This window comes from Mesorhizobium sp. L-8-10, assembly GCF_016756635.1.
Classification (GTDB): Bacteria; Pseudomonadota; Alphaproteobacteria; order Rhizobiales; family Rhizobiaceae.
Map to the genome: position 1 here is coordinate 6,582,618 of NZ_AP023263.1, position 26,708 is coordinate 6,609,325.

The window sequence follows — 26,708 nt, forward strand, 5'->3', positions numbered from 1 at the left end:
CGATGCGCCGACTGATCCGCACCCTTGCCGCCATCTATGCGCTCCTGGTCTACGGTTTCATCTTCCTGCCGGTGATCGTCCTGGTGCTGTTCTCGCTGCAGTCGACCTCCTTCCCGATCCCGCCCTTCACCGGGCCGTCGCTGCGCTGGTACGCCGCCGTGCTATCGGATGTCAGGCTGACCTCGGCACTGTTCAACTCCATCCTTGTCGCCGTCTCGTCTTCCCTTGTCGCGGTCGTTCTGGGCTTCCTCAGTGCCTGGGGTTTCGCGCGATTTCTCCTGCCAGGGTCGGCCTGGCTGCGCGGCCTGATCACGCTGCCGCTGACGGTCAGCTACCTGATCATCGGCATGGGCCTTCTCGTCCTGTTCAATTGGATCGGCCTGCCGAAATCGCTGGCTGCCGCAGGCGTCGGTCACGTCGTGGTCAACCTGCCCCTCTGCTTCGCCATCATGTACAGCCAGATGGGCGATCATCAGGTCAATATCGAGCGCGCCGCGCGCGATCTCGGCGCTCAGGAATGGCAGGTGCTCACCATGGTCACCGTGCCGGTGATGGCACCGGCCATCTTCGCCGCCTTCTTCCTGTCCATGACCTTTTCCTGGGACGAGTTCGTGATCTCCTTCCTGCTGACCCGTTTCGACACAACGCTTCCCGTCGAGATTTGGAACCTGCTGCGTGCCGGTCTCAACCCCAGGACCAATGCGGTCGGGTCCCTGGTCTTCGCAGTCTCGATCGTCCTGGTCCTGATCCTCGAATTCACGCTGTTCAGGAAAAGGTCGACATGACGGCGCTCGTCGACGTCCGCAATGTCTCGCACAGCTTCGGCACCCTCAAGGTGCTGAAGGACATCTCGCTCTCCATTGAGCCGGGCAGCTATACGGTCCTGCTCGGCCCTTCGGGCTCGGGCAAGACGACGCTCCTTTCGATCCTCGGCGGCTTCGTCACGCCGACCGACGGCAAGGTCTTCATCGGCGGCGAGGACTGCACCGCCGTGCCGCCGGCCCGGCGCCCGACCACGACGGTCTTCCAGGACTACGCCCTGTTCCCGCATATGAGCGTCGGCGGCAATGTCGGGTTCGGCCTGCGCATGCGCGGCGTCGACGGTGCGACGCGTGCGGCTCGGGCGCGTGAGGCGCTGGCCCTGGTTGGCCTGGCCGACGCCTTCGCCAAGAAGCCGCACCAGCTCTCGGGCGGGCAGCGGCAGCGTGTGGCGCTCGCCCGAGCGCTGGTGGTGGAACCTGCGGTCCTGCTGCTCGACGAGCCGCTCGGAGCGCTCGACCTCAAGCTGCGTCGCCAGATGCAGGACGAGCTGAAGTCGCTTCAGAAGCGTGTCGGCACAGCCTTCGTGCACGTCACCCACGATCAGGAGGAGGCGATGGCGCTGGCCGACCACTGCGTGGTCATGAACGAGGGCCGCATCGAAGACCAGGGGTCGCCGGAACGCGTCTATGCCCGACCCGCGACCCGGTTCACTGCGAGCTTCATGGGCGAGAGCACCTTGTTGCCCGCCAAGGTCGTCGCAGCGCAGGACGGAACGTCGTCGATCGTCAGCAGCTTCGGGCCGATCCCCCTGCCCAGCGACGCTGCGCCGGGATCGGCGATTTGGCTCGCCATCCGGCCGGAGCATCTCAAAGTCGGCGACACAGCTGTGCGGCTGGGCACGGCCAAGGTCGAGGACGTGGTTTTCCAGGGAAGCTTCAAACGCGTGCTGGCGACATCGCTCGACGATCCCGCCGTTCGCTTCACCCTCCGGCTCGGCGCCGAGGCCAGGGTTCGCCAAGGTGAAACTGTCCCGCTATGCTGCCAAGCCTCCGATATCGTCGTTCTGGCGGAGTGAGCATGAGCCGACCGTGCGTCGTCGAAGACGCGTCCTGGTACGAGACCATCCGCATGGCCGACGGGGTTACGCTGATCCACGAGCCATGGATAAAACCCTTCTATCGCTGCAACATCTGGCATGTGCGCGGCCGCGACCGGGACCTGCTCTTCGACAGCGGGCTCGGCCATGTCAGCCTCGCGGCACACGTCCCCCTCGTCACCGAACGGAAGGTCGTCTGCGTGGCCAGCCATACGCATTTCGACCATATCGGCTGCCATCATGAATTCCCCGATCGCTGCGTCCACGCCGCCGAAGCCGCCATCCTGGCCGACCCGCGCAACGAATGGACGCTCGCCGACCGCTACGCGACCGACGATATGTTCGACGCGCTGCCGGAAGGGTGGGACACGACGCGCTACCACATCGAGCCGGCGCCGGCCGGACGCATCCTCGAACATGGCGACGTCGTCGATCTCGGCGACCGCGCCTTCGAGGTCGTCCATACGCCAGGCCACTCGCCGGGCGGGATATCTATGAAAGGAGCACCCGCACATTGCTCTCCGGCGACATCGTCTATGACGGGCCGCTCATCGACGACGCCTATCATTCGCAGGTCGACGACTACATGGCGACGCTCGAGCACCTGCGCGAACTCGATGTCGACGTCGTCCACGGCGGACATTTCCCGAGTTTCGGCCGCACCCGTTACCGCCAGATCATCGACGAATATCTGGCGCAGAAGCGCAAGCCAGGCTGCCATCTCGCATAAAGGGCAGTCACCTGGGGGTGGGGCAATCCCGAAGCCTTGATCGAGCGCCCTCGCTCGGGCCGTCACGGAATGACGTAAAGCGCCACCTCGTTGGCGATGCCACGCAGCATCGCGCCCTTCGACACGGGCGTCACCCTCGCCGCCTCGAGCACCTGCACGGCGCGAGCGTCGCCGACCACCGCGTCGGTCGCGTAGATCGACTGCGAATTGGCCAATCCCTGGACGCGCGAGGCGATGTTGACGGTCTGGCCGAAATAGTCCTGCCGCTCGTTCATGGACACGGCGATGCAGGGTCCTTCGTGGATGCCGATCTTCAGGAGCAGGTCCTCGCGGCCGCGCGCTTCGTTGAGTTCACGCATTGCCTCACGCATGCGCAAGGCTGCCGCCACCGCCCTGTCCGGCGTGGGGAAAGTCGCCATGACCGCGTCGCCGATGGTCTTGACAACGGCGCCCGCCTCGGCCGCGACAATCTCGTTCAGCACACGGAAATGGGCGCGAACGAGATCGAAGGCGGCCAGGTCTCCGACCCGGTCGTAGAGCTCGGTCGAGCCGCGAAGATCGGTGAACAGGAAAGTGAGGCTGGTGATCTTCAGCCGCTGGTCCACGTCGAGCGTGTCGGTCCGATAGAGATCGCGGAAGGTCTGGTTGGTAAGCAGGCGCTTTGCCGTAAGAAATGGCCGACGCTTCGCCAGCATCTGGTGAAGCACGTCCCCCGCGATACAGACCGAAGGCAGGGTCCGCGTGTCGATCTTGTTCTCGAAGGTTATCCGGATCGGCCCGGGATGCATCTCCAATGTCTGGCTATGGGTATGCTCGCGGTCGATGATCACGATCAGGCTCTGCCGGTCGCGCGTCGGCTCGCCCTTCACGTCGAGGAACTGCACGGAATGCGTGACGGGTTCGAAGACGATCACGAATTCCGGCGGCAGCTGGATGGACAGGATAGCCTTTTCCCCTGGAGGAAGCTCGACGGTCTCGATGATGAAGTCCTCGACCAGCGACTCGAACCCCTCTTCGGGCAGGTCCACCCCCGACCCCCAATAGATCTGCCGGAAATACTCCGCCGGCGGCAGCTCGTGCGGGGAATGCGCGGCGATCCGGCGCACCCGCGGGCTGACCGTGAAGGTGACCTCGACCATTTCGTCGAGCGTCGGCTCATATCCGGCGGCGCAGAGCGCGCAGACATATTCGTCCTTGCGGATCGTCTTCAGCGTCGCGTTGGTGTCCAGGACGCCACCACAGCCGGGGCAGAGCACGTTCCACGAGATATCGAACAGGCCGATCCGTGCAGCATGGAGGAACGCCGCGATGGCGGTATCCTCGTCGAGACCGTGCTCGGCCGCGAAAGCCAGCACATTGACCCGGCACAGCCTGTAGTCCGGCTCGCCCGCAACCAGCCGCTCGATCGCCGCTACCGCCTTCTCGTCCGCGAATTGTCGCAGAATGGGGAAAAGATCGCTGGCTTCGCTCATCGCATCGTCTCTCCGCGTCGGGCGACAGAGACCGGAGATTACACCTTCGTGGCGGTGGCTGCCACCTCGCCATGGCGGTCGGACTGCGGTGAACCCCGCGGAACGCGGCTGCACTCCAGGCAAAAGCAGTAGCCGACAGACCGAGCCCGATCCAAGCCCGAACCCGGAAGGCCTCAAGGCTGTTTCGCGCGCGGCGAAAACGAATATGATGCAGCATGGCGACCTATCTGCTCCTTCTTCTTGTCGGGCTCCAGACCAAGCATTTCGTGGCGGACTATCTGCTGCAGACCCGGTGGATGCTTGCCGGCAAGGCGAGCTTCCGCAAGCCTGGCGGCTATTGCCATGTCGGTGTTCACGCCGTCGGTTCGCTCATCGTACTCATCCTCGCCGGCGTGCCTGCGGCAATGATGGCGGTGCTTCTCATCGCCGAGGCGGTGGTGCATTACCTCATCGACTTCGGCAAGGCGGCATGGTCGAGGAACCGGCCGGCCGACATCACCTCGGCCCCGTTCTGGGCGGCGCACGGTGCCGACCAGCTTCTGCACCAGATCACCTATGCGGTGATGGTCTATGTCGTGCTCACATCTGCGCACGGCATGTAAAGCAACGGTCGATGAGATTGACCGTCGGAGCGTGCCTGCGTGCCGCCCCTGTTGGCGCGAGAGCCGAACGGCCCGGACGCGTAATCACACCAACGATCGACGAAATCGTTGGAGCCCGCGACCGCGCCGCCCACGCCCGCTGCCCCGGAAGCCTGGGGGACCGGAGGGCCGCGCCGGCGATTGAGGTAAGGTGGATGCGCAGCATCCACCGGGCCTGGATGTGTTCAACATCCAGTGCCAGCTATGGGTTGCACCTATCTCAACAGAACGAGGCGAGGCGTCTCGGCAGGCAGATGAAGGGCGCCGCCCAGAGGCCCAAGAAGGCCGCTCACCCTTACCGGTTGCGGGGCGCGCCACGGGTCTCGCCCGTCCTTCGCACCCCCCGTGAAAAACGTGGAGAGGGGGACCTCCACGTCGCGCCTCTCAGTGCAAACCGACATATGCGCATCCACTGCCATTGGTCTGACGCGTAGCTGCCCGGCTCCTGTTTTTCGGCCGGCGACAACCGAGCCCGGACGGCCGGCGTCCTGTAGAAAACTGGAAATTAACAGGACGGGCCTGTTATTTCGGCATGCCGTCGAAGGCGGGATGACGGGGCAATGCTTGCAGCGTTTGCGCCGCCCTCGCCTGGCTACCGACATCGCGTGAAAGGATCGGAGAGGACCGCCTGCCGGGACGGCCCGCCTCGTTCTGCGGATAGGTGCATCCTCGGCAGCGGAGCCGGCGGGCGTAGTTCATCACGTTGAAAGCAGGCGTCAAAAATTCACTGTGGCGGCGCCGGTGTCAACGGTGGTCATCAAGGATTGATCGACTGCAGAGATGTGTGCATGCCGTAGAGTGCCATTGGTATCAGTGACTGTTGCGCGCCTCGAGCGCGGCCGTCAGGTCGCTGGTCGTGTTGGCGAGCCTCTGCGCGAGAACGCGCATGATCTGCAGGGCCGCGCCCGGGGACTCCGAGATCAGTTCGAGAAACCGGTCCTTGCGGATGCGCAGCGTAAGCAGGTTTCCGCTGGCGCGCACCGTTGCGGTGCGCGGCACCTCGCAAAAGATCGCGATCTCGCCGAACAGCGAATGCTGCGGCAGATGGGCCACGACCCTCTCATGGCCGTTTGTCTCGGTGACGACATCGACTTCGCCCCTCAGGATGAAGTAGGCATCACCACTGGCCGACCCCTGCCGGAAGACCACCTCGCCATCCTCGAAGCCCTGCTTCTCGGACGTATAGGCAAGCAGCTTGAGCTTCCCGTCCTCCATGGAGGAAAAGAACGGCACACTGCGCAGCAGGATCACCTCTTCATTGAGCGATGTCATGTTAGCCCCGTAAGACCATCAGCCTTCTACTAACTTAGCGAATTCCCGGCGAGTTTCCAGAAGGACCTTGGGCGAACCCTCCTCGACGACGCGGCCATGCTGAAGGAACACCACACGGTCGAAGAGCATCACGTCGCCCCGGTCGGCCGGCGCGCAGATGATGCCCGGGCGGCTGTCCGCGCGTTCCCTGGCGTCGGCCAGGACAGCTTCCAGGATCACACGCTGTTCACGCGGCGGCAACGCCGCGCAAGCCCGGTTGAGGACCAGAAAGTCGGGTTTCTTCATCAATGCCCGCGCGAGGCGAAGCTTCTGGCGTTGCGCCTCCGACAGCGCCCGGCCGCCCGTGCCGACGTCGAAGGCGAGGCCGGCCCGGAACGCGGCATCCGACAGGCCGAGCTCGGCCAGGACCTCGGTGACGGCGGCGATGATGCGGGTGCGGCCGCCGACCAGGTTGGTTTCGATCCGGCCGAACAGGATGTTGTCGGCGATCGTCAGAGACGGATTGTAAGTGTCGTAGTCGTTGAAGACGACTTTGGGCTCGGCCGATCTCGACAGCTCATCGTGCAGTCGTCCGCGCGCGGACAGGACCTTGGCCTTGAGGGCCTCGTCCAACAGGCCGAAGCGATAGCTCGGCTCGACATAGGCCATGGAGAGCGCCATCAACTCGTCTAAATCGGCCTTTCCGGCGCCTGCAAGGCCCGAAGTATCCACCCGGGTCACGACCTGCGCCAGCATCGCGATGCGCTCCGGCGTCATGCCGGCTGCCTGGTCAAAGAGCGGGCTGGCGGACGACAGGTCGGCGAACATGTCCGTGAAGGTTCGCGCGATCTCGAGGCCGAGCGAAACAAGCGGCTCCTGCAGGCCTTCTTCCCGCAGGAGATCGCGAACCATGGCGTTGCCGGGCAAGGCCTGCGGCGCAAAGGTCGGGTCGACGGGCATACCGAACAGGATGTTCTCCGCCACCGATGCCTGTGAATTGTAGCGCGCGACGTGGAACTGCTCGACCAGGCCGGCCAGGCCGGCCGCGTCCAGCTTGTCGCGCAGCAAGGTCCGAGCTCTGCCGATGACCGCGGCGATCCGCTCGACGTCCTCGGCGCGGATGCGGCTGTTCAGGCCGATCTCGAGGATGTCGCCCTGCAGCCCGGCCGTGCGAGCCACGTGCTGGATGTGCTCGAGCAATGCGGCGTCGGTCGGCGTTCCGATCCGCGCCCGGTCGATCCAGTCGTCGTTGACGTCGAACTCCGAATTGCCCGAAGCACGGGCTTCGATAAGCCATGCGGTCTCCCGCGCCGTACGCTCTCCAGGCACCCGCTGCGCGGGCACGGGCCGGTTCTTCAGAACTTCCAGCAGGCAGTCCTCGATCGTGCCGCCCGGCAGAACCACACCGCTGTCGGCATAGCCTATGCTGCGCCCGGTGACGGCCTCGGGCGTGTTCTTCAATTCGCTGCCGTCAAGCAGGATTTGACCGCTGACCGGCGACAGCAGACGCACGCACAATTCGAGAAAGACGGTCGCGCTTTGCGGCGGCTCGGCGACGATCGCCACGGTCTCGCCGAGCGCCAACCGCGCCGTGACGTTCTCCAGCCGGGTCGACACGCCTTCTTCGTGAAAGGCCACGTTGCGCAGTTCGAAGCCGCCGGCGATGCGGCCGGCCGGCACCGCGGGATCCTGCACCTTGGCCGGGAGAAGGTCATCGCGGGAGAAGTCCTCGATCGCATTGGCGTAGCGCTGCTGCGCCATGAGCCGCTGCTGGTCCCAATCGATCAGGCCTTTCACGGGCGTCGGCAGATCCTTGTAGGCGGAGATCGAGGCGACAAGCGCGCCGATGTCGAGCCGGCCCGAGATCACGAAATAGCCGCCGACGATGTAATAGATCACCGACAGGATCTGCATCAGCAGGTTGTTGAGGAACTTCACCGAGAACTTGCGTTTGAACAGCTCCAGCCGGATGAAGAAGATGTTGCTCAGCCGGCCCGACATTTCCGCACGCGCCAGGTTCGACGTGTCGTTGAGATGGATGTCGTCGATGCCCTGGACGACTTCGCCGATGCGCCCTGCCATGGCGCGCGCGGTCAATTGCCTTTGCTTGCCGAGCTCGAGCAGACGGCGTCGCAGCCTGGGGATGATCCACACTTGCAGGCCGATAACGGCGACGGTCAGGATGCCGAACAGCGTGTTCTGCGCGAATAGGAAGACGAGTGCGGTGAGCGCCTGGCCGGCAAGGAACAAGGGGGCCGAGAAAGCATCACCGATGAATTCGGAAAGAGGATCGACTTCATCCTTGATGATCCCGGCCACTTCCGACGCCTTGACCTGGCGTGCGCGCCAAACCGGGAAGCGCAGGACGCGGTCGAACATCTCGTAGCGCATGCGGCGCAGCACACGCTCGCCCGACTTGCCCTTATAGGTGTTGATGTAGAGCTTGAACCAGCCGTTGAGCACGAGCAGCGCGGTGTAGACGAAACACAGCGCATAGAGCAGCGTCATGCGCGTCATCTCGAAGCCCTCGAAGACCACGACCGGACTGCCCGTCAGGCTCTCCGAGAACGGCAGCACGATCCTGAGGAAAGTCTGGGTATCGGCGGCGGACTGGAAGCCCTGCCCCTGGATCGGACCGTTGATGATCTGCTTCGGCAGTTCGAGCGAATAGTAGTAGAGCGGCATCGAAGCGACGATGACCGCGAAAATCCAGATCTGCAGCGCCCGGCTGTGGACCCAGGTATATCTGAGGAGACTCTTCTCCATCACCGCTCCGGTTATCGCTTCGGCCCGAAAACCGAGACCGATTTTCGGAAAGTATGATGCGTCGGTTCAAATTATTAGATCGTCCTTTGCCCATCCAAAAGGATGCGTGCACTCTGAAGGCCCCTTTCGACGAGACGCTAGTTCGCGCAGGCACTTTCGTCCATGGGGATTCGGGAATGCTGGTGATGCCGATTTGGTGAGCATCGGGGCATAGGCGATAGAGGAGCAAGCCAACACGATTGCTGGCGGCCCCGACCTCAATGTAGCGCCCGGTGGCTGTCGTCTTCGGGGCGAGCGTGCGAGGCGTCGTCCAGGACGCCTCCGGCAGGAAATCAAAGGCGCTTGCCCTTGCCGTCGAACCAATGGAGCTTCGCGGCGTCGACCGTCGTCAACAGCCGGTCCCCGGGCTGCGCCGCGGCGCGCCCGGGCACCCTGAGGACGACCCGCTCGCCTATGGTGGTGCAATAGAGGAAACTCTCGGCGCCGACAGGCTCGATCCCTTCCACCGTTGCTTCAAGCGACAAGCTGCCAGGCTTGTGCCCGCTGGACATAGCGACATCTTCCGGACGAAAACCGAGCGTCGCGGCGCCGTCCGGAAACCCGGGAGAATTCACGCCAGGCTGGAGCCGCACGACCGGAATCAGGTTCATCGGCGGCGCCCCGATGAAGCTCGCCACGAAGGTCGAGGCAGGCCTCTCATAGACGTCGAGCGGCGCCCCGATCTGCTCCACGACGCCGGCATTCATGACGACAAGCATGTCGGCCAGCGTCATCGCCTCCAGCTGATCATGGGTGACATAGACGCTGGTGACGCCAAGCGAGCGCTGCAGGTTCCTGATCTCGACGCGCATCTGTCCGCGCAGCTTGGCATCCAGGTTGGAGAGCGGCTCGTCGAAGAGGAAAACCTTCGGATTGCGCACGATTGCCCGGCCCATGGCGACCCTCTGGCGCTGGCCGCCGGACAGTTCGCGCGGCCGGCGGTCGAGCAGATGCGACAGTTCCAGCGTCTTGGCGGTGTCACGCACCCGCCGGTCGATCTCGTCCTTCGGCGTGCCCCGGTTTCTCAGGCCATAGGCCATGTTGTCATAGACCTTCATATGCGGGTAGAGCGCATAGTTCTGGAACACCATGGCGATGTCGCGCTCGGTCGGGCCGATCGAATTGACCACCTTGCCGTCGATCGACACATCGCCGGCCGAAATCGACTCCAGCCCCGCGATCATGCGCAGCAGCGTCGACTTCCCGCATCCCGACGGGCCGACCAGGACGCAGAGCGCGCGGTCGGGAATGGCGATCGAGACGCCTTTCACCGCCTCGACGCCGCCGTGATAGATCTTGCGTACATCCTTCAGTTCGACAGTCGCCACGCGCTCATTTCTCCGTTTCGACCAGGCCGCGCACGAACCAGCGTTGCATCAGCACCACGACCAGGATCGGGGGCACGATGGCGAGCATCGACGTCACCATCACCAGGTGCCACTCGGTGTCGGCATCGGCGAAGGAGATCATCTTCCGCAAGGCGATGACGATGGTGTTCATGTCGTTGCGGTTGGTGACCATCAGCGGCCACAGATACTGGGTCCAACCATAGATGAAGAGGATGACGAACAGCGCCGCCATGTTGGTCCGCGACAGCGGCAGCAGGATGTCGCGGAAGAACCGGAATGGCCCCGCCCCGTCGACCCGGGCCGCCTCGACCAGTTCTCCCGGAATGGTCAGGAAGAACTGGCGGAACAGAAGCGTCGCGGTTGCCGACGCCATCAGCGGCAGCGTCAGACCGGTATAGGTGTCGATCAGGCCGAAATCGACCATCACCTTGTAGGTCGGCACGATGCGCACCTCCACCGGCAGCATCAGCGTGATGAAGATCAGCCAGAAAAAGGTCATGCGGAACGGGAAACGGAAGAAAACGATCGCATAGGCCGACAGGATCGAGATCACGATCTTGCCGACAGCGATGGCGAAAGCGACCACCGTCGTGTTGAAGAGCAGGGTTCCCACACCCACCCCGCCGATGCGGCCGACGCCGCCGAACAGAGCCGCCGAATAGTTCTCCACGAACTGGTCGCCGGGCAGGAGCGGCAGCGGCGGACGCAGGATGGTCTGCAGCGACTGCGTCGAGGCGACGAAGGTGTAGTAGATCGGAAAGGCGACGATCAGCAGCCCGAGCACCAGCACCAGATGCGCGATCGCGGTGCGGACCGGGGCGTTCTCGATCATGCCGCCCTGCGCCGCCGCCGGGCCGGCCCGGCGCGCATTTTCGATCGTGCCGCCTCGCGCCAGCGGCGAGCCGGCCGGCCGCGCGTCAGCCATAATGCACCTTCCTTTCCACATAGCGGAACTGGACGGCCGTCAGCGCAATTACGATGACCATCAGGATCACCGACTGAGCTGCGGAATCGCCGACGATCAGATTGACGAAGCCGTCATTGTAGACCTTGTAGACCAGCGTCTCGGTGGCCTTGCCGGGGCCGCCGCCGGTCACCGCATGAATGATGCCGAAAGTGTCGAAGAAGGCGTAGACGGTGTTGACCACGAGCAGGAAGAAGGTGGTCGGCGCAAGCAGTGGAAATACGATCGTCCAGAACCGCTTGGTCGGCCCGGCCCCGTCGATTGCCGCGGCCTCGATCAGCGTCTTCGGGATCGCCTGCAGGCCGGCGACGAAGAAGAGGAAGTTGTAGCTGATCTGCTTCCAGGCAGCGGCCGCCACAACCAGCATCATCGCCTGCGGGCCGTCGAGAAGCGGGTCCCAGCGGATGCCGAGCCAGCGCAGCCCATAGGCCAGCGAACCGATCGACGGATTGAACAGGAACAGCCACAGCATGCCGGCGATCGCCGGGGCCACGGCATAGGGCCAGATCATCAGGGTGCGGTAGAAGCCGCGTCCCCGCACCACCCGATCGGCCATGACGGCCAGCAGCAATGCCACGGTCATGGCGACCGCCGCCGTTGCGACTGAAAAAACCACGGTCACGTTGACCGAGTTGAGATAGTTCGGGTCGGAGAGCACCTTCGAGAAATTGGCGAACCAGACGAAGCGGCTCCTCAGCCCGAACGGGTCCTCCTTCAGCAGCGACTGGTAGAGCGCCTGGCTGGCGGGCCAGTAGAAGAAGATCAAGGTAATGGCCAGTTGCGGCGCGAGCAGCAGATATGGCAGCACCTTGTTGGGAAAAACGACACGGGGCGACACGCTGGCTCCTGGGGCGGATGGTTACGGCGATGCGTCTTCTCCCTCGTCCTTCTCGGGAAAAGATGCCGGCAGGCAGGGGCGAAGCTTCAAGTCAGCCTCCCACCCTTTCCATTCCCCGTGAAGGGGAGAGGAAACTCCTACAGCGTGTTGCGTGAAAACGGATTTCACGCAACACGCTGTAGGTCTTTGATTTGACGCATGTCTTTATCCCGAAACCGGTACCCACTTTCGGGAGACATGCCTTAAGCCGCGCTCCGTTCGTTCCGGCGCGCAATCGCCAAAGGACGAAACCGGCTGGACGACGTCAGTTCGCCAGCGCTTCCTTGATCGACGCATTGCCGCGCGCGACCGCGTTGTCGAGCGCCTGCTGCGCGGTCTGCTGTCCGGCCAGCATCTTCTCGAACTCCTCGTTCTGGATGTCGCGCACCTGCGGAAGATTGATCACACGCACGCCCTTCGAATTCTCGGTCGGCTGCTTGCCCATCATCTGCTTGAGCGGGATCTCGCGGGCCGGGTTCTTCTCGTAGAAGCCGGACTTCTTGGTCTCTTCATAAGCCGCCAGCGTGACCGGCAGGTAGCCCGACACCTGGTGCAGCTTCGCCTGGACCGCGGTCTGCGACAGGAAATTGAAGAAGGCCGCGACACCCTTGTACTGCTCGTCCGACTTGCCGGCGAAGACCCACAGGCTCGCCCCGCCGGGGATCGTGTTTTGCGGCGCGCCCTCGGCTTCCGGCTCGTAAGGCAGCTGGCCCGTGCCATAGTTCATGCCCGATTTGACGATGTCGCCGAGACCGCCGGACGATTCGGTGAAGATACCGCATTCGCCGGCGAGGAAGACCTGCTTCGCCTCCGAGGTGCGTCCGCCATATTTGAAGGTGCCGTCCTTGGCGAGGTCGGCCAGTTCCTGGAAGTGCTTCACGAAGATTGGCGAATTGATCTTCAGCTCGACATCGGTGCCGGCGATGCCGTTCTCGTTCGTGCCATAGGAAAGGTTGTTCCAGGCAGCGAAATTCTCGGTATGGATCCAGGTGAGCCAGGTCGAGGTGAAGCCGCAGGGTGCCGCACCGCTGGTCTTGATCTTCTTCGCCGCCTCCCAGACCTCGGGCCAGGTCTTGGGCGGATTGTCGACGTCGAGACCGGCCTTCTGGAAGATGTCCTTGTTGTAGTAGAGGATCGGCGAGGACGAGTTATAGGGGAACGACAGCATGGTGCCGTCCGGCTTGGAATAGTAGGAGACGATACCCGGCAGGTACTGGCTCTTGTCGAAGGTCCCCCCGCCCATGGACAGGATCTCGGCCACCGGCTTGATCGCCTGCTCAGCCGCCATCATGACGCCCGTCCCGGCGTCGAAGACCTGCATGATATCGGGCGCCTGTCCGGCACGGAAGGCGGCGATGCCGGCGTTCAGCGTTTCCGGATAGGTGCCCTTGAAGACCGGAACGATCTTGTAGTCGCTCTGGCTCTCGTTGAACTCCTTGGACAGCGTTTCGACGACTTCGTTGTTGGCTCCGGTCATCGCGTGCCACCACGAGATCTCGGTCACGGCATAGGAGGAAGAAGTCGAAAGCAAGGTGAAACTGGCGGCGACACCGGCCACGAAGCACTGAATTTTCATGTTTCTCTCCCGTTTTCATTGGCGAAGCATCAGTTTCGCGGGGTCGGAGTATGTGTCCTAAGCCGCGATCGGACAACGGTTTTTTTCAAGGTTGGGGTTCGCCCATGCGCGACGTCCCCTGACGGGCGGCGCGCCATGCTCCGCTGCCCGGCCGCGATCCGCCGCCGCCATCTCTACCATCGTTCCAATTTCGATCAATGCCGACGAGCGCGATTGCGAAAATCATTCGAATGCTGAATCGCGTGTTCCGCGGCCCTCTGCCGTCCAGATGATCGACGATATGTGACCGACCCGATTCCAGGCCGAGTTCGCCAAGCGACGCTCCCGGGAGGATTCTGCCGGCCGTCGGGCGGCCGAACCGGGGCACCCGGGCGCCGTATTTCCGGATCGCCCCGAACTCTTCAAGGGAGAATGGCCGCATATCCCCCAGGGACAACGCCGAAAGGGTAAAAATCCTGCCTTGAAATCGATTTCATTTTTCGCTTACAATCGATTTCATCCAATTCCAAAGGGAGGGTTCTTTTATGAAAAAATTGACCGCGCTCGCGCTTTCCACCGCGGCGGCAATCGCCGTTTCAGTGTTCTCGGCCGAGGCAAAGGACCTCAAGATCGGCCTGTCGAACGGCTGGGTGGGCTCCGAATGGCGTACACAGATGATCGATGAGGCCAAGGCTGCCGCCGCCGCATGGGGGGACAAGGGGCAGAAGGTCGAGGTCGTGGTGCAGAGCGCCAATGTCGACGTGCCCGGTCAGATCGCCCATATCAGAAACTTCATCAGCGAAGGCGTCGACGCGATCATCATCAATCCGAACAGCCCGACCGCCTTCGACCCGGTCTTCGCCCAAGCCAAGGAAGCCGGTATCCTGGTGATCTCGACCGACGCCGAAGTCTCCTCGCCGGATGCCACCTACGTCGGCATCGACCAGAAGGCCTGGGGCGCGGCCGGCGCCAAATGGCTGGCCGAGACGCTGGGCGGCAAGGGCAATGTGGTTGCGATCAACGGCGTCGCCGGCCATCCGGCCAACGAGATGCGCGTCGCCGGCTACAAGGAGGTCTTCAGCCAGTATCCGGACATCAAGGTCGTCAACGAAGTGAATGCCAACTGGGATCAGGCGCAGGGACAGCAGGCCATGCAGAACCTGCTCGCCACCTACCCCGACATCAACGGCGTCTGGGTGCAGGACGGCATGGCCGCCGGCGCCTGGAAGTCGATCATCGATGCTGGCAAGGCCAGCGACATCGCCGCGACCGGCGAGATCCGCAAGGACTTCATCGATCTGTGGACGAAGGACAAGTTGAATTCCGGCGCTTCGGTCAATCCTCCCGGCGTGATGGCGAGCGCCCTCAACGTCGCGGTGCTGATGCTCCAGGGCAAGGAACTGAAGGAGCCCGCCACGGCAGGCCAGTACGGCAATGCGCTTTATCTGCCGATCCCCTTCATCGACAGCAAGAACCTCGCCGAGGCTGCGAAGGCGCTGGAAGGCAAGCCGGGCTATTATTCCTACACCAGCCAGCTTTCCATTCCGGAAGCCGAAGCCCTCTTCAAGTAAGTTCCTCCCAAGGCTCGGGCGCCGAATGGTACATTGCCGTTGGGCGCCCGAACCGTATCGACGGTGAGGCTTTCATGACAAAATTGAAGCTCAGCGGCGTCAGCAAGGCCTATGGCGCGACGCTGGCCCTGCGCCGTGGCGACCTCGAGGTTGCGGCCGGCGAAGTGCATGTGCTGATCGGCTCCAACGGCTCCGGCAAGAGCACGCTCTGCAAGATCGCCGCCGGCAGCGTGCGGCCCGACGGCGGCGACATCCTGCTCGACGGGAAGCCGGTCGCCATCTCCGGGCCGCGCGGCGCCAAGGCGCTCGGCATCGGCATCTTCTACCAGGAGCTCAGCCTCGCCGCGCATCGCACGGTCGAGGAAAACATCTGCCTGCCGGACCTGCCGATCAAGGCGGGCCTGTTCGTCGACCGCAAGTCGCTTTCGGCGCGGGCCGCGCGCTATATCGCGCTGTTCGAGGGCGTCACCGGCGACGGTTTTTCGGCCGAGGCGCCGGTGGGAGAATTGCGCGCCGATCAGCGGCAACTCGTCGAGATCATGAAGGCGCTCGCCACCGAGGCGCCCGTGCTCATCTTCGACGAGCCGACATCGGCGCTCGACAGCGCCCAGGTGGAGCGCTTCTTCACCATCTTGCGCGATCTGAAAGCCACCGGCCGCGCCATGGTGTTCATCTCGCACCGCATGGAAGAGATCTTCGCCATCGGAGACCGGGTTACCGTCATCCGCGAGGGCGAGACGGTGGGAACCTGGCGCATTTCCGACACCGACCAGGCCTCCGTGATACGGCAGATGGTCGGCGGACAGGCCGACCTCGCGCCGCCGTCGGCCGCCCCGGCCGTGGCCGCGGCCGGCGGCAATGGGGTCCTGTCGGTCCGCAAGCTGACCGGCCCCGGCTTTGCCGATGTCGACTTCGATCTTTCGCGCGGCGAGATCCTCGGCCTCGGCGGCTTGCATGGGCAGGGCCAGTCCGCCCTGCTGCGCGCGATTTTCGGGGCCCGGCCGATAACCTCCGGTGAGATCGTGCTGAACGGCGAGCGGCTCTCCGCGGCAACGCCGCGCGAGGCGATCCGGCGCGGCGTCGCTTATGTTTCCGGCGACCGTGGACGCGACGGCGTCATCCATGGCCGGCCGATCCTCGAGAACGTCACGCCGATCCACAACCTCCGCAACCGGCTCCTGCTCGCCCGCCCCGGCGCGCTCGCCGCCAAGGCGCGCCCCGCGCTCGACGCGCTGCACACAAAGTTCGGCGGGCTTTCCCACCCGATCAATTCGCTCTCGGGCGGCAACCAGCAGAAGGTGGTGATCGCGCGCTGGCTCATCGACCGACCCGATATCCTGCTGCTCGACGATCCGACCAAAGGCATCGACCTCGCCGCCAAATCCGATCTTTTCACGCTGATACGCAAGCTCGCCGAGGAAGGCGTCGCGATCGTGCTCTATTCGTCGGAAGATGCGGAACTGCTCAACAATTCCGACCGCATCCTTGTCTTCAACGGCGGTTCCATCACGCGGGAGCTGAAGGGAACGGATCGGACCCGCTACAACCTCTATCACGCTGCTTACGAGGCCGCCTGATGACGTCGGTTGCCCATCCCTCCACCACAGCACCCGGCGGCTTCAGGCGGCTCGTCGAGCGCTTTCCATTCGTGCCGGCGCTGCTCATCCTCGTCGCTCTGCTCGCTCTCAACGGCTATTTCTCACCCAACAGTCTGAGCTTCCGCGCCCTGACCGGCCTGGTAAGCACCTATCTCGCCCTGATGATGCTGGCCGTCGCCCAGACCTATGTCGTCTATGCCGGCGACATCGATCTCTCGGCCGGCGCGATCGTCTCGCTCGTCAATGTGGTGATCATCGTCCTGATGGAAAGATGGGGCGGCGGGGGCGGCGCGGTGCTCGGCGCGCTTGCGGTAGGCCTCGTCGCCGGGCTCGCCTGCGGCATCGTCAACGGCATCGTGGTAGCGGCCCTTCGGTTGCAGGCGATCGTCGCCACTTTCGCGACAAGCATCTTCTTCACGGGCCTTGCGCTTTACGTTCTTCCCGTCGCGGGCACCCCCGCCCCGGCCGCCTTCTGGCGGACCTATGGCGGCCGCCTGCTCGAAATCCCCTTCGTTCTCTATGTAGCGGTCGCGCTGGCGATCCTGCTCTCCATCGCCGCACGCACACGCCTCTCCACCCAGTTGCTGGCGGTCGGCGACGACAGCCAGGCGGCGTTCCAGAGCGGCCTCCCCGTGACGGCGATACGCATCAAGGGTTACGCGCTTTGCGGCCTGTTCGCCGCACTCGCGGCCTTCTGCGTGACGGGCGACACGGCGAGCGGCGACCCCCTGGTCGGCGGCAAGATGACTTTGTTCAGCGTCGCGGCCGTGGTGCTGGGCGGCAGCGCGCTGTCGGGCGGCTACGGCACCATGGTCGGCTCGATGATCGGCGCGCTCATCATCGGCCTCATCAACTCGCTGGTGTTCTTCGTCGGTACTCCGTCCGAGTGGCAGAACCTCGTGCAGGGCCTTGCCATCCTCGTCGCCCTCATGGCGGGCATCATGGTCGGTCGGAGGGCGCGCAGATGAGCGGTGTCCTCGACTTCGCCAAACAGCCGCTGGTCGTCGCGCTGGCGCTGACCGTCGCCCTGCTGTTGCTCGGCGAAACTCTGTCGCCGGGCTTCGCCTCCGGCCAGCAGATCCTGCGCCTGCTCATCGTGGCCGCCCTGCTCGGCATCGTTGCGGCCGGTCAGAATCTCGTGATCCTCGGCGGCCGGGAAGGCATCGACCTCTCGGTCGGCGGCGTGGTCTCGCTTTCGGCGATCGTCGCCGGCAACCTGATGAACGGAACCGATGCCGGCATTCCGGTCGCGATACTCGGCTGCGTGGCGGTCGGCGCGCTCTTCGGCCTGATCAACGGCCTCGGCGTCACGCTGCTCAGGATCCCGCCGCTGGTGATGACGCTCGGCATGCTCGGCGTGCTCCAGGGCCTCCTGGTCGTCGTGCGCCAGGGCATTCCTTCCGGCCAGGCCGCGCCCGCTTTGTCGCGTTTCGTCACCCAGCCCTTCCTGCTCGGCCTGCCTGGCATCATCTGGCTGTGGATGTTGATCGGGCTCGTCATGGCCTTGCTGCTCAAGCGCACCGTCTTCGGCCACCGTATCTATGCTATCGGCTCCAACGAGCAGGCCGCCCTCATGGCGGGCATCCCGGTCAGGACCGTGCGCATCGCGCTCTTCGTGCTGTCCGGCGTGTTCGCGGCGATCGCCGGGATCTGCCTGCTCGGCTATTCGGGAACGTCCTTCGCCAATGTCGGCGAGCAATACATGCTGCCCTCCATCATCGCCGTCGTGTTCGGCGGCACGCCGCTTGCCGGCGGCAAGGGCGGCTACACCGGAACCATGGCGGGCGCGGTGCTGCTGGTCATTCTTCAGAGCATCCTCACCACGGTGAACATCGACGAGTCCGGGCGGCAGATGGTGTTCGGCGCCACGCTCCTGGTGCTCATGCTGTTCTACGGGCGCGGGCGGGCGTTGCGCGCATGAGCGGCAGGCCGAAGATACGCGACATCGCGGAGCAGCTCGGTGTGTCGCCTGCCACCGTGTCCCGGGCGCTCTCGGGCTCCGGCCTGGTGGCGGAGCCGACGCTGAGCCGCATACGCGATGCCGCGCAGGCGCTCAACTATCGGCCTAATGTCAGTGCCCGCCGGCTGCGGACGAGGCGCTCGATGAACGTGCTCATGGTGGTGCGCGACGTCGGCAATCCGTTCTATCTGGATGTCCTGAAAGGCGTCGAGGCGACAGCACGCGCGGCCGGCTATTCGGTTCTGATGGGCAACACCGAGAACGATCCCGGCCGAGAGACCGAATATTTCAACATGCTGCGCGACGGCCACGCGGACGGCATGATCCTGATGACCGGCAAGCTGCCCCAGGAGATCAGGGATGATCCGGCGCCGGACGCTCCCGTCGTCGTCGCTCTCGAGGCCATCGAAGGTTCGGGCCTGCCGCATGTCCAGATCGACAACGCCGCGGCGGCGCGGGAGGCCGTCCGCCACCTCGTCGGTCTCGGCCATCGTCGCATCGCCCATATCGCCGGGCCGATCCCGGAAATCATGGCCAAGCTTCGGCGCGACGGGTACCGGCAGGCAATGGCCGAGGCCGGATTGCCGATCGCGGAAGGCTACGAGCAGCGCGGCGACTATCTGCTTCGGTCCGGGCAGGATCTCTGCCGCGTCCTGTTCTCGCTCCCCGAGCCGCCGAGCGCGATCTTCGTGGCCAACGACGAAATGGCCTATGGCGCGATCCACGAGCTGCGCCGGCTCGGGCGCGACGTGCCTGGCGACGTCTCCGTCGTTGGCTTCGACGATCTCTATCTCAGCGCGGCTTTCTTCCCACCGCTCACCACGATCAGCCAGCCGCGCACCGAGATCGGAAGGCAGGCAATGACGATACTGCTGGGCATGCTGGCAGGGGAACCGGGCCCGGCCGAGCCGGTCGAGATGCCGGTCACATTGCAGATCAGGGGCAGCACGGCGCCTCACCACGGATAATGGTTTTCACAAGGAGTTTGGAAGATGACCACTGGCCAGAGGAAAACCCTGCGCATCGGCTTCGTGGGGAGCGGCTTCATCGCCCATTTCCATCTGAAGTCGCTGGTCGGCGTGCGCAATGTCGACGTGACCGGAGTCTATAGCCGCAAGGAGGAGAACCGCGCTCGCTTCGCCGCGGCCGTGGCTGAACTTGGCCTCGGCGAGTGCCGCAGCCATGACAGCCTGGAATCGCTGCTGAGGGCCGACGATGTCGACGCGATCTGGATCCTCGCGCCGAACTATGCCCGCCTCGACGCCATGCGCGTGATCCATGAGGAGGTGAAGTCCGGCCGCAGCAAGGTCTTCGCGGTGGCCTGCGAAAAGCCGCTGGCGCGTACCGTCGCAGAAGCCCGTGAGATGCTGCGGCTCGCCGAAGACGCCGGGCTGAATCACGGCTATCTCGAGAACCAGGTGTTCAGCACGCCGGTGCTGCGCGGCAAGGAGATCATCTGGCGGCGGGCGGCGTCCACCACCGGGCGGCCCTATCTGGCGCGCGCCGCCGAGGAGCATTCGGGCCCGCACGAGCCCTGGTTCTGGCAGGGCGACAAGCAAGGCGGCGGCGTGCTGTCCGACATGATGTGCCACAGCGTCGAGGTGGCCCGCCATCTTCTCACCCGACCCGGCGCGCCGCGCGGATCGCTGAAGGTCAAGGAGGTGAACGGCACCGTCGCGACATTGAAATGGACGCGCCCGGCCTATGCCGAGCAACTTAAGCAGCGCTTCGGCGCGGAAGTCGACTATCGCAGGCGGCCCTCCGAGGATTTCGCGCGCGGCACTGTCACGCTGGAGGACGAGGACGGCAATGAACTGATGATCGAAGCGACGACCTCCTGGGCCTATGTCGGCGCCGGCCTGCGCATCCAGCTCGAGCTGCTTGGCCCGGAATATGCCATGGAATTCAACTCCCTCGGCACAGGGCTCAAAATCTTCATGTCGCGCGCCGTGACCGGCGCCGAGGGGGAGGATCTCGTCGAAAAGCAGAATGCCGAGCAGGGGCTGATGCCCGTCCTGGAAGACGAGGCGGGCGTCTACGGCTACACCGACGAGAACCGTCATATGGTCGAGTGCTTCCGCAAGGGCGAGACGCCGCTCGAGACCTTCCATGACGGCCTCGCCGTAGTGGAGATCCTGATGGGGCTCTACCGCTCGGCCGAGATCGGCGGGACGGTCCGCTTCCCGGCGCCTGAGCTGGAAGACTACGTTCCCCCCGTCGCGCGCCCGCGCGCCTGACGACCAGAGCGTTGCCGAGGGAAAATCCGTGACCACGCCCGCCATCCTCCTCTTCGGCAACGCCAATGTCGATCTCGTGCTCGGCGAGATCGACGGATGGCCGGCGGTCGGGACCGAAACCATGGTCGAGCGCAGCGAGACCAGGCCCGGCGGCTCCGCCGGAAACATGGCGCTGGCTCTGTCAGGTATCGGCGTCCCTCATCTCTTCATCGGGTCGACCGGCGACGATGCGAACGGCGCCTGGTTGCGCAGCCAGTTCGACCCGCGCTTCTGCAAATGGATCATCGACGGCGGTGACACGACGGTGACCGTCGGGATCGTGCATCGGGGTGGCGACCGAGTCTTCTTCACGACGCCAGGCCATCTCCAGGCAGCGCGCATCGCCGACCTGCTGAAGGCCCTGCCCCCTGCTCCGCACGACCGGGCCGTCGCCACGATCGCCGGCGGCTTCCTGATGCCCGACATTGCCGCCGGAACCGCCCGTCTGCTCTGGGAACTGTCGGCCCTCGGCTGGCGCACGGCCATTGATCCGGGCTGGCCGCCCTCGTCCTGGGATGACAAGACCAGGACCATTATGGCGCAATGGCTCGGCCTTGCCGACTACGCCTTGCTCAACGCCGAAGAGATCAAAGGCTTCACCGGCATCGAGCCACATGAGCATGCCGCCGCCGCGGTCGCCGGCATGCTGAAACAGTCGCAGGCGCTCGTGCTCAAGATGGGACCGGAGGGCGCCCGCGCTTATCGCGGCGGGGAGACCTTCGCCGTGCAGGCGCCCGAGGTCCGCGTCATCGACACTGTCGGCGCGGGCGATACGTTCAACGCGGCCTTCCTGGCCGCCCTCGTCGAGGGCGCCGATCTTCACGCAGCCTTGTCCTCAGGAGTCGAGACGGCCGCCCGCGCCATATCGACCTTCCCGCGCCGCTACGACGCGGGCTGACGGCCGCGCCGCCCGGACGGGACGACGCACAGCTCCTGGCCTGGACCGCGTCACGCTCCCGCCGCCCAGCCGACGATCTGCTGCCAGAGCCGGGCATAACCCTTCCATTCGACAAAAGCCGGCGGCGCCCAATGCGGACCGCAATCGGAAGCGAAGGCCACCGACCGCCCCTTTCCGAACTGGCCGGCGACGATCAGCGGGTCATCGCCAACTGTCACCACAATGGTCGCATGGTCCTTCGCAGCGAAGCGGTTGTAGCCGAGAAGGTCGGGCCAGTCCGAACCGATCGAGGCGACGATCGGATGAGCTTCGTCGTCCACTTTCGGAGTGATCCCTTGTGGCTTCTCGGCGCGATCGTCGCCGGCTTCGATATGCACCGGCAGCACCTCCTCCACCGCGGTGCCGCGATAGCGTGCCTTGGCCTCGATGCCCTGGAACGTGAGATAGCCGCCGACCATCACGAAGCCGCCACCCGCCAGCACATAGTCGCGGATGGCCTCCAGCCGGTTCGGCAAGGGGCGGGACCGGACGAACGTATCGGGATGCAGCAGCAGCGTATTGGCGCCGATGTCGCTCAACATCACGCAATCATAGGCCGACAGGGCCGCCGCATCGAAGGGGAAATCGCGGGCCGCGACGTGGGCCGGCTGATAGGTCACCTCCCAGCCACCCTCCTCCAGCGCCGATCTCAGCCAGCGAACGCCCTCGGCATATTCGGTGGTGGTGAAGCTGTCGAAGCCTTTCTGGTGTATCGAATGGACCGTCCAGGATTCGCCCGCGATCAGGACGCGTCTCGTCTTGCTCATCTCGTTTCCTCCCTAATTCGACCAAGGGCCCTTTCCCGAGCGTGACGCACGAAAAGAAGCTAGTAAACCGCTTTCATGAGCACCAAGCCGATTTTCACAGCCATTGGACGCTCGGCTGAAGGATCGCTGGCGCTGCGGCGACCACGGCCCGATCCGGCCGAAGCTTGGCATCGGCTCCAAGGAGCACTGTCTCCGTGGAGCTTCAAAGTCGACAGGAACGCTATCGAATTGGTGGCCTGTCGCAGGAATCGGCGGGGCGAACAGCCCGCCGCGACGCTCGATCAGTAAGTTGCTTCGTAGAGAGCGCAGACCTCCTGCTGTTCCTTGCCCTCCAGGAAGGCGATCTCGCCCGTCTTGTGCTTGACATAGACGTCGGCAAAACCCTCGGGGAACCAGCCGACGACGGTCGGGTTGGACTGGAAGCGCTCCAGCGCCTGGCCGAGCGATTGCGGCAGCCGGACGTAGCCGCGTGCGGCAAGTGCGGGGGCATCCAGCAGCGACAGATCTTCCTCGGTAGCTTCAGGGACCTCGAGACCTTCTTCGATGCCCTGCACGCCGGCATTGACGATAGCGGCCAGTTGCAGATGCGGGCTCGCGGCGGGGTCGGCCGCGCGGAACTCGAAATTGAACTGAGCCGCCTTTGCGACGTCGCTGAGGTCCGAGACGGGACAGATGCGCACTGACGCCTCGCGGTCGCGGAAGCCGAGATTGTTGAAGGCCGCGCTCCAGCGATGCGGCGTCAGCCTGAGATAGGAAACCACGCTCGGCGCGGTGATCGCGACGATCGAATCGAGATATTTGAGGATGCCGGCGACGAACTGTCCGGCGGTCCTGGTCATCTCGTGCTTGCCCTTTGGATCCCATGTCGCCGGCTTGCCGGCATGGTCGAGGAAGCTCAGATGGATATGGGCCCCGTTGCCCACCCCGGCCGGGTCGCGGATCGGCGTGAAGGTCGCGTGCCGGCCCTCGCGCTCCGACAGGGCCTGCACGAGTTCCCGCAGAATGGTGGAATGGTCGGCGATCGCCACGCCGCGCGCCGGCCCCATCGTCACCTCGTACTGCCCCGCGCCGTACTCCTTCATGAAGGTGTCGGGGTCGAGACCGGCCGCGCGCATGGCGCCGATGAGAGACTCGGCGAAACGTCGCTCGGTGCGGAAGCCGCCAATCGTGTAGGCGGAACCGACAACGCCGCCGCGATCGGCGAACTGGAATTCATGCTCGAACGCCCCGAACAGCCCGAGCCCGGCGACACGCTCCAGCCGGTCGAGCGCGGCCTTCAGGATCGAACGCGTGCAGAGCTCCCACGGCCTGCCGTCGAGATGGCGGATATCACTCAGCGCGAAATGCTCGACGCCGGCGTCGCCGCCGAGATCGACGCGCACGCGCGCGGCCTCATCGGGGATCATGACGAGATCGCCCAGCGATCCGAACGGGCTGTCGGCGATCGCGTCGAAGCAGGTGATCTGCACATTGGTCGGTGTCCAGCCGACACCGCGCCGCGTCCGCTTCTCGAACTGCGTGGCCGGAAAGGCCTTGCCCCTCACCTTGCCTGCGAGGTCCGTACAGCAGGCGATGATCATTTCCTCACGCATTGTCGTCGTCCCCGTTTCCCGGCGGAACGAGGCGAAGCTCGTCCCATGCCTCTATGCGCCTGCGTGTCGCCGGCCAGTCGGCTTCCGAAACCTTGACGATCAGGGCTTCCAGGAGGGCGACGGCACCGACGACGGTGTCCCATGCGGTCTCGCTTTCGATCGGCAGCGCCAAGACAATATCGGCGTGCCGGGCGGCGGGCGACATCCATTTGTCGGTGACGAGCACGATCGAGCATTGCCGTTTCGTAGCGACGATCTCGGCAAGCCGCACCAGATTCCCCTGATAGCGGCGGAAATCGAAGACGATGAAGACGTCCTGCTTGCGCATGCGCAGCAGATGGTCCGGCCAATGCTCGGGATTGGGCGGCAGATGGAAGATCTTCTGCCGGATCTGCTGGAGATGGATCGACAAGAATATGGCGAGGCTGTCGCTGACGCGCCCGCCGATCACGAAGATGTTGCGGGCCGGGTCCGCGACCAGCCGCACGACGGCGTCGAACTGCTCCGGCGACACGCCGGCCGCCATCTCCTCGACCCTTGCTGCCGCACGCCTGGCATAGTCGGCCAGGAACTCCTCATCCTTGCCCAACTTCTCCGTCGCCTTCAGGTCGAGCGGCGACCGACCGCCCTCGCGCAGTTCCCCGATCAACTGGCGCTGGAACTCCTGATAGCCGCCAAAGCCGATCTTCGCGACGAAACGCGTGATCGACGGCGCGCTGACGCCGCAGCGTTCCGCCAGTTCCTGGATGGTCTGAAGGCCGCCGAATGGATAGTCGGCAAGCACGGCATTGGCGACCTTGCGTTCGCTTGCCGTCAGATTGCCCGCTTCCCGCCTGATCGTCTCGCGCACGGTCATCGACGCCGCAACAGTCCTGAGTTTGCCTGATGGGATTTTTCCGCTGCATTATTCATGCTGAAAAAAATTAGTCAAACGTAAAAATTTCGTTGACTATGATCGAAAATTTTCCTTCACTCCGGGGACGGTCGGCAACCACGCCGCACGCGAGATCCGCTTGTCACCGGAGTTCATGTTGCAGTCCATCGAAGCCGACATCGGGGTGCTTTCGGAACTGGATCCCGAGCCTGTCGAGGTCGTCAATCCCGATGGCGGCTCGCGATTCTTCATCACCTGCGAGCATGCCGGCCGGGCCGTGCCGGCGAGCCTGGGCGACCTTGGCGTATCCGACTCCGAGATGGATCGTCACATTGCCTATGACGTGGGCGCGGAAGGTTTCTCGCGCCGGCTGTCTGCCCTGCTCGACGCTCCGCTGGTGCTGCAGCGCTACAGCCGCCTGGTGATCGATTGCAACCGCCCCCTGGAAGCAGCGGACTGCATTCCCGAGGTAAGCGACAGGACCCCGGTTCCGGCCAATGCCGGGCTTGGCGTCGAGCATCGGCGGCGGCGCTTCGAGGAAATCCACCAGCCCTTTCACCGTAAGGTCGCCCAAATGCTCGACAAGCGGGCCGCATCGGCGGAGGAAACGATCCTCGTCTCGGCCCACAGCTTCACGCCGAAGCTGGTCGGCGGCACGTCGCGGCCCTGGTTCGTCGGCGCCCTCTCCAATCGCGACGCGAGCTTCGCGGAAGCCTTCCTGGCTGAGCTCGGTTCGGCCCGTCCCGACGTCCCCTGCGCGCACAACCAGCCCTATATCGTGGACGACCTGTCGGATTACACGATCCCGGTCCACGGCGAGGGTCGCGGCCTGCCGCATGTCCTGCTCGAGATCCGCAACGACCTCATTTCAGACCGCGACGGTCAGGAGCGATGGGCCACGCTCGTCGCCGCTGTCCTAGCCGCCGCCGCAACCCCGAGAGACCCTGCCCATGGCCGCTGATTTCCCCCAGACGCGCGAGATCCCGCTCGACCCGAAGGCTTCCGCGCTGCTCTTCATCGACGTGCAGAACTTCTCCGTGCGGCGCGATGGCGGCGAGTTCAAGGACCTGCCCGACGCCGAAATCTCGGGCCAATATGCCTATTATTTCGATCGGCTGCGGTCGCTGGCCATCCCCAACATGCAGCGCCTGCAGAAGGCCTTCCGCGAGGCGGGCATCGAGGTGCTCTACACCACGATCGAGAACCTGACCAAGGACGGGCGCGATCGCAGCCTCGACTACAAGATCACCGGCTTCAACGTGCCCAAGGGATCATGGGACGGCAAGGTGATCGACGAGCTCGCCCCGGGGGATGACGAGATCGTGCTCCCGAAATCGTCGTCCAGCGTCTTCGTCTCGACCCATATCGACTATCTCCTGCGCAATCTCGGCGTCCGGCAGGTCGTGATGGCAGGCCTGCTCACCGATCAATGCGTGGAGTCGGCCGTTCGCGACGCCTGCGATCTCGGCTATCTTGTGACGCTGGTGCCGGATGCCTGCGGCACCTACAGCCAGGAGCGGCACGACAATTCGCTTCGCACCATCAAGGGCTATTGCCGGCAGGTCTCCACCGACGAACTGATCAGGGAGATATCAGGCAAGTAACGAGGAAGGGCCGGCGCCCGGGAAGCG

Annotated in this window: 22 protein-coding genes and 1 pseudogene; 13 read left to right on the top strand and 10 right to left on the bottom strand. The window is 64.5% G+C overall.

Annotated elements, in window-relative coordinates:
* Positions 1-2: 2 nt before the first annotated feature.
* The 3 genes and pseudogenes from JN280_RS30795 to JN280_RS30805 all read left to right on the top strand — a co-directional run bounded on the left by JN280_RS30795 (position 3) and on the right by JN280_RS30805 (position 2,588).
* Positions 3-785, top strand: coding sequence for an ABC transporter permease (locus JN280_RS30795; RefSeq protein ID WP_202315132.1), 783 nt, complete (start codon positions 3-5; stop codon positions 783-785).
* Positions 782-1,837, top strand: coding sequence for an ABC transporter ATP-binding protein (locus JN280_RS30800; RefSeq protein WP_202307906.1), 1,056 nt, complete (start codon positions 782-784; stop codon positions 1,835-1,837). The genes JN280_RS30795 and JN280_RS30800 overlap by 4 nt, the downstream gene beginning before the upstream one ends.
* Before the next feature lie 2 nt (positions 1,838-1,839).
* Positions 1,840-2,588 (top strand): annotated as a pseudogene (locus JN280_RS30805) (MBL fold metallo-hydrolase).
* Positions 2,589-2,650: 62 nt separating this feature from the next.
* On the opposite strand, the gene JN280_RS30810 reads toward JN280_RS30805, so the two are convergent.
* Positions 2,651-4,060, bottom strand: coding sequence for an adenylate/guanylate cyclase domain-containing protein (locus JN280_RS30810; RefSeq protein ID WP_202307908.1), 1,410 nt, complete (start codon positions 4,058-4,060; stop codon positions 2,651-2,653).
* A 215-nt stretch (positions 4,061-4,275) separates the two neighbouring features.
* Here JN280_RS30810 and JN280_RS30815 point away from each other — a divergent pair, with 215 nt between their 5' ends.
* Positions 4,276-4,662: a DUF3307 domain-containing protein gene (locus JN280_RS30815; protein WP_202307910.1), complete on the top strand. Its 387-nt coding sequence runs from the start codon at positions 4,276-4,278 to the stop codon at positions 4,660-4,662.
* An 849-nt stretch (positions 4,663-5,511) separates the two neighbouring features.
* Here the strand turns inward: JN280_RS30815 and JN280_RS30820 are convergent.
* The 6 genes from JN280_RS30820 to ugpB form a co-directional block, all read right to left on the bottom strand.
* The gene (locus JN280_RS30820; protein WP_202307912.1) at positions 5,512-5,973 is read right to left on the bottom strand and encodes a cyclic nucleotide-binding domain-containing protein; all 462 of its coding nucleotides are present in this window, start codon (positions 5,971-5,973) and stop codon (positions 5,512-5,514) included.
* Positions 5,974-5,991: 18 nt separating this feature from the next.
* Complete coding sequence (locus JN280_RS30825) at positions 5,992-8,718, bottom strand: ATP-binding cassette domain-containing protein (RefSeq protein ID WP_202307914.1); 2,727 nt, start codon at positions 8,716-8,718, stop codon at positions 5,992-5,994.
* Between the two features lie 332 nt (positions 8,719-9,050).
* Positions 9,051-10,085: a sn-glycerol-3-phosphate ABC transporter ATP-binding protein UgpC gene (ugpC, locus tag JN280_RS30830; RefSeq protein ID WP_202307916.1), complete on the bottom strand. Its 1,035-nt coding sequence runs from the start codon at positions 10,083-10,085 to the stop codon at positions 9,051-9,053.
* Positions 10,086-10,089: 4 nt separating this feature from the next.
* Complete coding sequence (ugpE, locus tag JN280_RS30835; protein WP_202315134.1) at positions 10,090-10,938, bottom strand: sn-glycerol-3-phosphate ABC transporter permease UgpE; 849 nt, start codon at positions 10,936-10,938, stop codon at positions 10,090-10,092.
* Positions 10,939-11,023: 85 nt separating this feature from the next.
* Positions 11,024-11,908: a sn-glycerol-3-phosphate ABC transporter permease UgpA gene (gene ugpA / locus JN280_RS30840; RefSeq protein ID WP_202307918.1), complete on the bottom strand. Its 885-nt coding sequence runs from the start codon at positions 11,906-11,908 to the stop codon at positions 11,024-11,026.
* A gap of 304 nt (positions 11,909-12,212) precedes the next feature.
* Entirely contained in the window at positions 12,213-13,523 is a 1,311-nt protein-coding gene (gene ugpB, locus JN280_RS30845; protein WP_202307919.1) for a sn-glycerol-3-phosphate ABC transporter substrate-binding protein UgpB, read from the bottom strand.
* Positions 13,524-14,047: 524 nt separating this feature from the next.
* On the opposite strand from ugpB, the gene JN280_RS30850 reads away from it, so the two are divergent.
* From JN280_RS30850 to JN280_RS30880, 7 genes are all read left to right on the top strand, one after another.
* Positions 14,048-15,073 carry an ABC transporter substrate-binding protein gene (locus JN280_RS30850; protein WP_202307920.1) on the top strand — a complete coding sequence of 342 codons (1,026 nt, stop codon included), beginning with the start codon at positions 14,048-14,050 and terminating at the stop codon, positions 15,071-15,073.
* A gap of 74 nt (positions 15,074-15,147) precedes the next feature.
* The gene (locus tag JN280_RS30855) at positions 15,148-16,650 is read left to right on the top strand and encodes a sugar ABC transporter ATP-binding protein (RefSeq protein WP_202307921.1); all 1,503 of its coding nucleotides are present in this window, start codon (positions 15,148-15,150) and stop codon (positions 16,648-16,650) included.
* A complete protein-coding gene (locus tag JN280_RS30860; RefSeq protein WP_202307922.1) occupies positions 16,650-17,639 on the top strand; it encodes an ABC transporter permease in 990 nt (329 codons plus the stop codon). Before JN280_RS30855 ends, JN280_RS30860 begins: the two co-directional genes overlap by 1 nt.
* A complete protein-coding gene (locus JN280_RS30865; protein ID WP_202307923.1) occupies positions 17,636-18,592 on the top strand; it encodes an ABC transporter permease in 957 nt (318 codons plus the stop codon). Before JN280_RS30860 ends, JN280_RS30865 begins: the two co-directional genes overlap by 4 nt.
* A complete protein-coding gene (locus tag JN280_RS30870; RefSeq protein WP_202307924.1) occupies positions 18,589-19,599 on the top strand; it encodes a LacI family DNA-binding transcriptional regulator in 1,011 nt (336 codons plus the stop codon). The genes JN280_RS30865 and JN280_RS30870 overlap by 4 nt, the downstream gene beginning before the upstream one ends.
* A 24-nt stretch (positions 19,600-19,623) precedes the next feature.
* Positions 19,624-20,868 carry a Gfo/Idh/MocA family protein gene (locus JN280_RS30875; protein ID WP_202307925.1) on the top strand — a complete coding sequence of 415 codons (1,245 nt, stop codon included), beginning with the start codon at positions 19,624-19,626 and terminating at the stop codon, positions 20,866-20,868.
* Between the two features lie 28 nt (positions 20,869-20,896).
* Entirely contained in the window at positions 20,897-21,805 is a 909-nt protein-coding gene (locus JN280_RS30880) for a carbohydrate kinase family protein (protein WP_202307927.1), read from the top strand.
* A 50-nt stretch (positions 21,806-21,855) separates the two neighbouring features.
* Here JN280_RS30880 and JN280_RS30885 read toward each other — a convergent pair whose 3' ends face one another.
* The 3 genes from JN280_RS30885 to JN280_RS30895 form a co-directional block, all read right to left on the bottom strand.
* Positions 21,856-22,611 (bottom strand): glutamine amidotransferase, encoded by a 756-nt coding sequence (locus JN280_RS30885; protein ID WP_202307929.1) that lies wholly within the window; start codon positions 22,609-22,611, stop codon positions 21,856-21,858.
* A gap of 281 nt (positions 22,612-22,892) precedes the next feature.
* Entirely contained in the window at positions 22,893-24,191 is a 1,299-nt protein-coding gene (locus JN280_RS30890) for a glutamine synthetase family protein (RefSeq protein ID WP_202315136.1), read from the bottom strand.
* Between the two features lie 4 nt (positions 24,192-24,195).
* A complete protein-coding gene (locus JN280_RS30895; protein WP_202307931.1) occupies positions 24,196-25,059 on the bottom strand; it encodes a MurR/RpiR family transcriptional regulator in 864 nt (287 codons plus the stop codon).
* A 172-nt stretch (positions 25,060-25,231) separates the two neighbouring features.
* On the opposite strand from JN280_RS30895, the gene JN280_RS30900 reads away from it, so the two are divergent.
* Both JN280_RS30900 and JN280_RS30905 read left to right on the top strand, forming a co-directional pair.
* On the top strand, positions 25,232-26,038 hold the full coding sequence (locus tag JN280_RS30900) for an N-formylglutamate amidohydrolase (protein ID WP_202307933.1): 807 nt from the start codon (positions 25,232-25,234) through the stop codon (positions 26,036-26,038).
* The gene (locus JN280_RS30905; protein WP_202307935.1) at positions 26,028-26,681 is read left to right on the top strand and encodes an isochorismatase family cysteine hydrolase; all 654 of its coding nucleotides are present in this window, start codon (positions 26,028-26,030) and stop codon (positions 26,679-26,681) included. The genes JN280_RS30900 and JN280_RS30905 overlap by 11 nt, the downstream gene beginning before the upstream one ends.
* The last annotated feature ends 27 nt before the right edge of the window (positions 26,682-26,708 follow it).